The sequence below is a fragment of the Streptomyces malaysiensis subsp. samsunensis genome (assembly GCF_024519315.1).
GTDB classification, from domain to species: Bacteria; Actinomycetota; Actinomycetes; order Streptomycetales; family Streptomycetaceae; genus Streptomyces; species Streptomyces malaysiensis.
This window is the reverse complement of sequence record NZ_JANIIC010000012.1, coordinates 175244-185921: the sequence shown is the minus strand read 5'-3', so window position 1 is coordinate 185921 and position 10678 is coordinate 175244. Positions and strand designations below refer to the sequence as shown.

Genomic DNA, 10678 nt, shown 5'->3' with positions numbered 1-10678 from the left:
TCGCCCCGACCTCACCCCACCCCGGAACCGGCCGCGGACACCTCCGGGCCGAACGTCCTGCTGGTCTCGGCGAAAAGCCCCGAAGGTCTGCGGAGCCTGGCCGCCCGGTACGCCTCCCACCTGGAGTCGACCGAAGACTCCCTCGCCGACATCGCCTACACCTCCGGTGTCGGCCGCGCCCATCTGCCGCACCGCCTCGCGGTGCTCGGCGAGACCGTCGAAGCGGTCCGGGAGGCACTCGGCAGCGCCACGCGCGGCACCCGGCACGCCCAGCTCATCACTGGTGAGGCCACGGGGGAGCCGGGCCGAGTGGCCTTCCTCTTCACCGGGCAGGGCTCCCAGTACGCGGGGATGGGCCGGGAGCTGTACGAGCGCTACGACGTGGCCCGCGAGGCGATGGACACCTGCGCCCGGATCCTCGACGATTCGCTGCCCCGGCCCCTGCTGCCCACCCTCCTCGATCCCGCCCGGGGGGAGGTGCTCGACCGGACGCAGTACACCCAGCCCGCGCTCTTCACCCTGCAATACGCGCTGGTGCGGCTGTGGGAATCCTGGGGAGTGCGCCCGGACATCGTCATCGGACACAGCGTCGGCGAGTTCGCGGCCGCCCATACCGCGGGTGTCCTCTCCCTGCCCGAAGCCCTCGGCCTGCTCGCCGAGCGTGCGAGGCTCATGCAGACACTGCCCGAGGGCGGCACCATGGCCTCCGTCTTCGCCGATCCCGACACCGTGGCCGAGGCCATGGCCCACGCGGAGGCGGGGATGGTGTGCGTCGCGGCGGACAACGGCCCGTCGCACACCGTGATCTCCGGCCATCGGCCGGCGGTGGAGGAGACGATTCAGGCGCTCCGTGCCCAGGGCGTGCGGTGTCTGTCGCTGAAGGTGTCCCACGCCTTTCACTCCGCACTGCTCGACCCGATCCTGGACGAGCTGACCGAGGCGGCCCGCACCGTCACCCACCGAACGCCCAGGATCCCTCTGATCTCCAATCTCACGGGCGGGGAAATCCGCACCGCGGCCGAGATGAGCGGCGACTACTGGTCACGCCATGCCCGCGGCACGGTGCGGTACCGACAGGGCGCCCAGCACCTCGCCGACGTCGACCACCTGGCGGAGATAGGACCGGCGCCCACGCTGCTCCAGCTCACCAGGGGGTGTCTGCCAGGGGCGTCGGTGAAGTGCTGGCTTCCCTCGCTCCATCCGAAACATCAGGCCCCCCGTCAGCTGCTCATGAGCGCGGCCGCCTTGCACACCCATGGACTGCCCCTCGACTGGGAGGCCGTACACCGCGAGCGGCGGCCCTCCAAGGTGTCCCTGCCCGGCTATCCGTATGAACGCCGACGGCACTGGATCCCCCGGCCGGCACCGGTCGCTCCGGCGAACGGCCATGGGGCGGGGGAGTCGGCCGGAGACGACGCCCTGGTGGGCACGGGCGGCCCGTCTCCGCTCACCGGCACCACCGTCTTCGCGGTCGAACACAGCGCCACCGCACCGGCTCTGCTGGCCGGCCACCTGGTCTACGACACCGTCGTGGTGCCGGGCGCGGTCCACATCGCCCGCGCTCTCGCCGCCGGTGTACGCATCCTGCACACCGGCCCCGTGGCCGCCGAACGAGTGGAATTCACACAGGCGATGTCCCTGAGGGAGGGGGACCTGCGGCGCACCCACACCGTGGTCACACCGGACCCCGACCACGAGCGGGCATGGTCGGTCCGGGTCGCGAGCAGCGACGCCCGCGGCACCACCGGACGGGAGGCCGAGGACTGGACACTGCACGCCCGGTGCCGGTTGCGAGCCGCGGGCCCGGCGGCGGACTTCGCCGACCCGTCACAGGAGATCCGGAACCGCTGTCCGGAGGTGGTCGACGACTCCTCCTTCTACACCCGGTTCGCGCAGCACGCCCTGACCTACGGCCGGGACTTCCGGTGGATCCGGCGGGTCTGGCGCGCACCCGGTGAGGCCCTGGCGCTGATCCGGCCCGATGAACCGGCCGATCACCTGGCCGACTACCGCTGCCACCCCGGCCTGCTGGACTCGCTCCTCCAGCTTCTGGTGTTCGCCCTGCCGGAAGCGTTCGGAGCGGCGGAACCCGGCCAGGCCATGGTGCCGGTGGCGGTGGAGCGGGTGGTGTCCTACGACGTACCGGGCGGCGAGCTGTGGGCACACGCGGTCGCACACCACGGCCCGGCCGGAGCGTCCGACGGACGTGGCGACATCACCCTCCGGCGGGCCGGTGGCGCTCCCGTTCTGCGGCTGGAGGGGGTCTGTCTCAGGCCCGCTCCCGCGGCCACGCTCCTGGGCGGGCGGGACGCCGGGGAGCGTTCGCCCGCCGGAGCCGGACGGCCCGCTGAGCCACTCCTGCGGACGTACCACACCGGTTTCCGCCGTCTCGACCAGGCCGAGCCATCGGCCGCCGCGCGCCGCTGGCTGCTGGTGGGCGGCGAGCCGGAGCGGGCCGGCCGGCTGGCGGATCTGCTGCGCTCCCGAGGCCAGGACTGCCGGGTGGAGCCCGCGCTGCCCACGTCCCTGCCGCACGGCTCCTGGGACGTGGTGTGCCTGGACGCCGGGGTTCCCGGTCCGGAACCCGGCCGCGGGCGCCATGACACGGTGCGGGACGTCGTCGAGGCCGTTCACCGCCTTACCGGGTCGGCAGAGGGCCACCGGCTGGCGTTGCTCACCCGTCAGGCGCTCGCACACCGGCCGGAGGACGCCGTACGCCCGGAGGCGGCTTCCCTGTGGGCCCTGGGACGTGTCGTGGCCAACGAACGCCCGGAACTCGGATGCAGGCGCTTCGACATCGCCGACGACGGTGACCTCGACGCGCTGGTGCGGGAGTTGCTCCTGGACCGGCCGGACGACGAGGTGGTGGTCCGCGCCGGCGTCGCGTACGCCACCCGGATCGCCGTGGCGCCGGAGCCGACGGATCCCGCCGCGGCACGCCTGTCACCCGACGGCACCTACCTCGTGACCGGCGGGTTCGGCGCCATCGGGAGGCTCACCGCCGAGACGCTGCTGGCCAGGGGAGCGGGGCGCGTCGCGCTTGTGGGCCGGAGCGGCCCCGGCCACGAAGGGGACGGGAGCGCGGCGCTCGCCGAGGACAAGCGCGTCCGCGCCTACGCCTGCGACGTCTCGGACCCCGACGCGTGCCGGGAGCTGCTGGTCAAGCTGCGCGACGAGGGGCCACCGCTGCGCGGTGTGGTGCACGCGGCGGGTGTGCTCGACGACGATGGGATCGAGCGGCTCACCTGGCAGCGCTTCGCCGCCGTCCTCGCCCCCAAGGCCGACGGTGCGTGGAATCTGCACCTGGCGACCCGGGACGATCCGCTGGAGTTCTTCGTCTGCTTCTCGTCGCTGGCCGCGCTTCTGGGGACGGTCGGGCAGGCCAACTATGCCGTGGCCAATGGCTTCCTGGACGGCCTCGCCCAGTTGCGAAGGTCACAAGGGCTGCCCGGGACCAGTATCGCCTGGGGACCGTGGGACGTGGGCATGGCCGCCAGGCTGTCCGCGCCGGTACGGGACCAGCTGCGGCGCATCGGACTGACCGCAGGTGGCACCGGAGAGAGCCTGGCCGCCTTCGAGGCACTGCTCCTCGGCGAGCGGGCCCACAGCGCCGTAGGCCGCGTGGACTGGGACGCGGCGACCGCGGCGCTGCGACTGCCGCGAGCCCGTGACCTGACGGCCGGGCCCCGGCAGGAGAGCACCGAGTGGAGCACGATCCCCGCCACCGAGCGGCGGCCCTTCATCCGGCACATGCTGGGTGAGCACCTGGCGGAGCTGATGGGCTCATCCGCCACCGACGCCGTACGGCCCGCACCGGCCGGGGGAAACGAGGACGACGACACCGCGCTCGCGGACCTGGGCATCGACTCGCTGCTGGGCATGGAACTGCGCGGTCGGCTCAGCGACACCCTCGGCGTGCCGCTGCCGGTCACCCTCATCTACGACCACCCCACCGTCGGGCGGCTCACCGCGTATCTGTGCGGCCTCCCGGCGCGGAGCAGCAACGAGGGGACGAACCAATGACGTCATCGACCGATACGGAAACCGACCTCTTCCAGCGCCTCGCCCGCATCGTGGGGGAGGAGCACCTCACCACCGCCCCCGACGAGATCGAGGCCGGTCTGGACAACACGCTCGGCATGAAGCGGACCATGGTCGGCATCGTCCGGCCCGGAAGCGTCGCCGAGGTCCAGGAGGTGGTACACGCGGCCAACGCGCACCGCCAGCCGCTGTACCCCATCAGCCGCGGGATGAACGTGGGCAACGGCACCCGCCTGCCCTCCGGCGACGGACAACTGCTCGTCGACCTGAGCCGGCTGTCCCGCGTCCGGTCCGTCGACATCGACCACGGCTATGCCGAGGTCGAGCCCGGTGTGACCCAACTCGGCCTGGCGACACGCCTTGAGGAGCTCGGCGCGCCCTTCTTCGCCGACATGACCGGTGCGGCCACCGGTGCCAGCATCCTGGGAAACGCGCTGGAAGGCGGACTCGGCTACACGGAGCGGGGGAACCACCGGAACACCTTGTCCGACCTGGAAGTCGTCCTGGGCACCGGCACCTTGCTGCGCACCGGTACCTTTCCCGGCGTCGGCCCCGATCTGAGCGGGCTGTTCGTGCAGTCCAACTTCGGCATCGTCACCTGCGCCCGCGTCGAACTGGTCCCGATGCCGGAGGCATACGCGTCGATCCGCGTCGAGGTGCCGCACGACCAGCACCTCGAGCGGTTCGTGGACGCCCTGGTACGGCTCAAGGTGCACGGGCAGCTGGGGTGTCTGACGCATATCTCCAACCCGCTCCGGGCCATCGGGGCCGCCAAGTCGCGCGACGCCACGGCCTACCGCCCGCCCGCCGCGTGGAGCGCGTACGGCGCCCTCTACGGCTCCCGCCGGCAGCTCACCGCTCAGCGCCGGCGGATCACGGCGGCGCTGCGCACCATCGGCCAGGTCCAGTACTTCACCGACGCCTCGCTCTCCCGCCGCCGACGGCTGGCCCACACGCTGGACGGGCTCGCCCGGCTGCCGCTCGGCCCCCTCCGGGCCCTCACCACGCGGGCCGACGCACTGCGTCAGTTCCTGGAGAACCATCAGGACATCCATGACCTCATGCGCGGCGTACCGTCCGACGCCGCCTTCGACCACATCAGCCGTGACCTGGGGTGGGAGCGTCTGGGACTGATCTGGTGCTCACCCACCGTCGCCGCGGACGGCGCGGCCGTACGCGACCTGGTTCGCGCCGCCGAACCGGTCTACCGGGAGCATGGCTTCGCCTTCTCCGCCAGCTTCATCCTCGCCACGCCGGACCGCATCGTGGGCGTCCTCGGCCTCACCTTCGACAAACACCGCCAGGACGATGTGGCACGCGCCCACCAGTGCTACGGCCACCTGGTGGAGGCGCTGGAGGGCATCGGCGCACGGCCCTACCGGAAGAACGCCATCGACACCTGCCGCACCCGGTACGCCGACCAAGGGAAGGCCGAGACGCTGGATCTGCTCAAGAAGGCGCTGGATCCGCGAGGCGTCATCGCACCCCGACGGTATGGAATCGGAGGTCCCCCCTCATGAGCCGTGCCCCTTCCGGAGGCGGACCCGCGCTGACCGTCGCCCTCGCCACCGAACCGGCCGACCGCTCCCGGGTGATGGACTTCGTCCGCGGCGAGTACCTGCGTGTCTACAACACATCTCCCGGCGAACCGGAAGCGCTGTGGTACGCCGAGAGCGACCGGGAGATCGTGGCCACCGTGGGCGTCGATCTCGGCCGCGCCGACGCACCCCCGGAACTGCACCGCGTATACGGCTGTGACGGCGTGGACGTGGCACCCGGCTACACGCCCGCCACCTCGGCCCAGATCACCCGCTGGATCTCCACGGTGCCGTTCGGCGCGACCCTGGTCATGCACGCGGCCGCCCGATGGTCCCTCGCCCGCGGACGACCCCACCTGTTGTTCGAGGCCAAGCCCGACATCGCCCGTCACCTCGAGGGCTTCGGAGCGCTGCTGCGGCAGGTGCCGGGGGTGTCGTTGGCCTACGACCAGGTGCAGCCGGGCGATTTCGACTACTACATGACCGATCCGCCGCCACGCCTCTACCACGTGCTCGCGTCCGCGCTCGCGGACCACCTGGATCCGGCGGTGCGGGCGTCGACACCAGGAGCTGACGACCATGACTGACGCCGCCGTGTCGTTGAGGGACCTCATGTCCCCCACCTCGATCGCCCACCCCTACCCGCTGTACGAGCGGATGCACCGCCGTGGCGAGCCCGTCGTCGAGGACCCCTCCGGTGTCCACCTCGTCAGCGGCTACGCCGAATGCCACGCCTTGCTGCGCGACGCCCGGTGCAGCAGTGACGAGACCGGGTCGACCATGTTCCACCGGATGCGCGGCCGGGGCGAGCTCAGCGGCGAGGATGCCGCGCTGCTGGCGAAGGCCCCCTTCATGCTGCTGGACCCGCCCGCACATACGCGGCTGCGCCGGCTGGCCCACACCTGCCTGATTCCCGCCTTCGCCGGGTTGCCGGAGCGTATCGAGCGGATTGTGGCCGAGCTGCTCGATGCCGCCGGCGAGCGGGAGTCCATGGATGTCGTCGCCGACTTCGCGTTTCCCCTGCCCGTGCGCATCATCTGCGAACTCCTCGGTCTGCCGCAGGAGGACTTTCCCCGGCTGGGCCGCTGGTCGGGGGCGATGGCACGGAACATGGACCAGGCGTTCAACCTCGACGCCGCGGCCCGCGCGGAGGGGACCCGTGCCCGCGCCTCGATACTGGACTACTTCCACGAGCTGATTCCCGCCCGCCGCGCGGCTCCGAGCGGCGATGTCATCTCGCAACTCGTCGCCCTGGCCGACCAGGGCGCGGCCGATACCGAGGAAGTGGCCTCCATCTGCGCGCTGTTGCTCGTGGCCGGTCACGAGACGACCGTCAACCTGATCGCCAACGGTGTGCTGCTTCTGCTCGGCGACCCCGGGTTGCGGCAGCGGGTCGCCGACCGGCCGGGGGCGGCCAAGGCCATGGTGGAGGAGGTGCTGCGGTTCGATCCCCCACTGCACTTCCGCACCCGGGTGGCGCTGTCCGACATCGAGATCGCCGGGCGGGTGGTGCCACGCGGGGCCACCTTGGTACTGCTGCTGGCCGCCGCCAACCGCGACCCGAGGCGCTTCGACTCCCCGGACGTCTTCGACCTCGACCGCCGGAACAACCGCCACCTCGGCTTCGGGCTCGGCCTGCACGCATGCCTCGGTGCGGCCCTGGCACGCAGCGAGGGTGAGATCGCGCTGCGGGAGTTCGCACGGCGGGTGCGTGGGGCCGAACGGCTGGAAGCCCGGCTCACCTACCGTCCGACGCTGGCCATGCGCGGGCCGGCCCGACTGCCCATCCGCTACACATCCGTCGGGCCGGGCCGAGCGGGCACCGACTCCTTCACACCCCATGAGAGGACGCACGAGATGCACACCACGACGACCACCGAACTGACCGAGGACAGGCTCGGCCTGCTGATGCAGGGCCATGTGGCGTTCCAGGCGCTGTGGGCCGGGCATGAACTCGGTCTGTTCGGCCATCTGTCCGCCCACCCCGACGCCCCTGTCGAGGAGACCGCCAAGGCCCTCGGTATCGAGCCCGATCCGATGGAAGTCCTGCTCGGAGCCCTGCGCGGGGTCGGTCTGGTGGAGGTCCACGACGGCCGCCTGCGGAACGCACCGCTCGCCGAAGCCCGCCTGGTGCCCGGCAAACCGGGTTCCTTCGTCCCGATGCTCGGCTGGCAGCACCACATCGTCTACCCGGGGATGCGTGACTTCACCGCGGCCCTGCGCAGCGGCAGCAGCGTCGGGCTGCGGCACTTCCCGGGTCCGGGGGAGACGCTCTATGAGAGGCTGGCCGACCACCCGGATCTGCGGGCGGTCTTCCAGGACGCGATGAGCGGCCTCTCCTCGCTGGCCAACGAGGCCCTGGGCAGCTGCGGGGCGCTCAGGGGGTTACACCACGTGGCGGACATCGGAGGCGGCGACGGCACCAACGCCATCGCCCTGGTCCGCAGCCACCCCGGACTCTCGGTGACGGTGTTCGACCTCCCCAGCGTGACGAAGATGGCGGAGGAGAACATCGCGCGGGCCGGTTTGCGGGACCGTGTCCGTACCCACAGCGGTGACATGTTCTCCGACCCCTTCCCGGAGGACCTCGACGGGGTGCTCTTCTCCCACCTGCTCAACATCTTCCCCCCGGACACGAGCGTGGGGCTGCTGCGCAAGGCGTACGACTGCCTGCCCGAGGGAGGGAAGGTCGCCGTACTCAACATGATGCAGAACGACGCCAAGGACGGACCGGCCACGACCATGCTGGCGGCACCGTACTTCCTGACCATCGCCTCGGGGCAGGGTCGCCTGTACAGCTGGGCCGAGTACGAGTCCTGGATCCGTGAAGCGGGCTTCGGCGGATATGAGCGCTTCACGGATCTGCCGTTCTTCCACGGCCTGCACGTGGGCACCCGCTGAGCGCTACGGACCCGAAGGGAGCACATCGTGACGACACCGTGGCACCAGCTGAGCCACAGCCAACTCCTGGAGGCCACCGCCGGGTTGATGCCCTTTGCCGGTCTCCGGGAGTACTGGGACCTGTCGGCGGAGGAGATCTACTGGCTGATCATGCTGCGCGCACTGCCCGCCGTGCTGGTCGATGGCGAATGGCGGTTCGAGCAGCGGGCCATTGACGCCTGGGCCGAGGACAACGGCGGACTGCCGGCCGTGCGCGCCTTCGTCCGGGACGCGCTCGATGAATGGCGGCGCGCACGCGAGGAGCTCGATGGGCGCGGTGCCCACCCCGCCCTGCGCGGTGGGCTCGGTCCGGCGGAGTGAGGCGGCGGGCCCGCTGTTCCGACGACAGCGTGCGGACCGTCGACCCGGGCGGGTTCCGAAAGCTGGTGGCCGCGACGGCGGTCTCACGGCTGGGCGACGGTCTGCACCTCACCGCCTTACCGCTGCTCATCGCCGGCGTGGCCCCGGATCCCACCGCGTTCGCCGGCATGGCCGTCGCGCAAGCCCTTCCCTGGCTGCTTGTCTCTCTTCCCGCCGGTGCCCTGGTCGACCGGCTGGACCGACGGCTGGTGATGACGGTCAGCGCTGCTCTTCAGTGCCTGCTGGCGGCCGTGCTGGCCGTGGCCGCGACGGCGGGTGGTCTTCAGCTGCCGACCGTCTACGCCCTGGCGTTCGCCCTCGGCTGCTGTCAGACCTTCGCCGAGAACGCGGCGACCGCGCTGCTGCCCCAGTTGGTCCCCGCGGACGCGCTGCCAACCGCCAACGGACGTCTGGTCGGAGCCGAGATCGTCACCGGGCAGCTGATCGCCGTCCCGCTGGCCGGAGTGGTCTTCGTCGTCTCGCCCGGTCTGCCGTTCCTGCTCGACGCGCTCACCTTCGCCCTCGCCTTCCTGGTGCTCCTGTCGCTCAGGGGAGGCCGGGCGAGGGGAGGCCGGGCGACGGGCGAGGTCGCCAGGGCGGCGTCCACGCTCCGGCGCGAGATCCGTGAGGGCCTCCGGTGGCTCGCCGCCGACCCGGCCTGCCGGTCGCTCGCCGCCGTCGGGGGAGTGATCAATACCGTCATCACGGGCTGCTTCGCCACCTTCGCGCTCTTCACCGTGGAGGTCCTGCACACCGGCGAGGTGGGATACGGCCTGCTCATGTGGGCCTCCGCGGCCGGCGGAGCGGCGGCGGGCCTGGCCGCCGGGTCCGCTCGCCGCCGGTTACGCCACCGCCCGTTGCTGCTCCTGTCGCTGTGGGTCCCCGCGGTGGCGAGCCTGGCCATCGGTTTGACCGGGAACGTCGTCGTGACGGCCGCGATGCTCGCCCTGGTCGGATTCGGCGGCACCACGTGGACCGTGGTCACCCTCTCACTGCGCCAGAGCGTCATCCCGCGACACTTCCAGGGGCGGGTGATGAGTGTCTTCCGGCTGTTGTCGGCGGGCACGGCCCCCATCGGCGCGGTGCTGGGGGCCATGCTGGTCGACCACTTCGGCCTGCGCGCCCCGTGGCTCGTCGGTGCTGCCGTCCTGCTCCTGGCACCTGGTCTGGCCGGCCCGGCCCTGGCCGCCGTGCCGACAGACGAAGGGCCGGCCGGAGACCATAAGAGCGCGGACCCCGCCGCGTGACGTGCGCGCTGTCGTCGGGTGTGCGCTCCGAGCCGGAGCCTCGGCTGTTGGCCAGGGTGCGGTCGAGGAGGAGGCGCAGGCGGCCCGCGGGCTCAGGCGAGGGCGGAGACCAGCAGTGCGAAGGCGGCGATGATGACGGCGACGCGGGCGTAGTGGAAGCGGTCCCAGCGGTTCATCTGCTCCTTCCAGTCCTCAGGCCGGTTCTCGGGGGTCCACGTCTTGCCCCGGTTGTTGATCGGGACGAGCAGCAGGATCGACATGATCACGCTGAGGATCAGCAGCGCGCCGGCGGTGACGACGAGGCCGGTGCCGTGGTGGTGCCACCTGGCGACAGCCCAGATGCCGACGAGGACGAGTGAGCCGATGTACCAGACCGGCATCACGGCGCCGAGCATCCGGCCCCCGTGGGCGCGGCCGAGTTGGCCGCTGTCCTCCGGGAGGGCGTCGAGGATCCGGTTGATGACGAAGGCGACGGAGAATTCCACCCCCACCATCAGGCCGACGACCACGGTGGTGAACACCTCGAGTGCGTTGAGCATGATGACCCCTCCA

At 71.7% G+C, this 10678-nt stretch carries 7 protein-coding genes; 6 read left to right on the top strand and 1 reads right to left on the bottom strand.

Annotation, left to right across the window (positions count from 1 at the left end):
- From NQU54_RS13605 to NQU54_RS13580, 6 genes are all read left to right on the top strand, one after another.
- A partial coding sequence (locus tag NQU54_RS13605) for an SDR family oxidoreductase (protein WP_257631287.1) occupies positions 1-4023 on the top strand: 4023 nt, incomplete at its 5' end.
- Entirely contained in the window at positions 4020-5561 is a 1542-nt protein-coding gene (locus NQU54_RS13600) for an FAD-binding oxidoreductase (protein ID WP_257631286.1), read from the top strand. The genes NQU54_RS13605 and NQU54_RS13600, both read left to right, overlap by 4 nt.
- Positions 5558-6166 (top strand): hypothetical protein, encoded by a 609-nt coding sequence (locus tag NQU54_RS13595; protein WP_100804776.1) that lies wholly within the window; start codon positions 5558-5560, stop codon positions 6164-6166. Before NQU54_RS13600 ends, NQU54_RS13595 begins: the two co-directional genes overlap by 4 nt.
- Positions 6159-8480: a cytochrome P450 gene (locus NQU54_RS13590; RefSeq protein WP_257631285.1), complete on the top strand. Its 2322-nt coding sequence runs from the start codon at positions 6159-6161 to the stop codon at positions 8478-8480. The genes NQU54_RS13595 and NQU54_RS13590 overlap by 8 nt, the downstream gene beginning before the upstream one ends.
- 27 nt (positions 8481-8507) lie before the next feature.
- A complete protein-coding gene (locus NQU54_RS13585; RefSeq protein WP_257631284.1) occupies positions 8508-8840 on the top strand; it encodes a helix-turn-helix domain-containing protein in 333 nt (110 codons plus the stop codon).
- Positions 8841-8869: 29 nt separating this feature from the next.
- A complete protein-coding gene (locus NQU54_RS13580) occupies positions 8870-10126 on the top strand; it encodes an MFS transporter (protein ID WP_257631283.1) in 1257 nt (418 codons plus the stop codon).
- Between the two features lie 92 nt (positions 10127-10218).
- Here NQU54_RS13580 and NQU54_RS13575 read toward each other — a convergent pair whose 3' ends face one another.
- Positions 10219-10665 (bottom strand): anthrone oxygenase family protein, encoded by a 447-nt coding sequence (locus tag NQU54_RS13575; RefSeq protein WP_257631282.1) that lies wholly within the window; start codon positions 10663-10665, stop codon positions 10219-10221.
- Positions 10666-10678 lie beyond the last annotated feature (13 nt).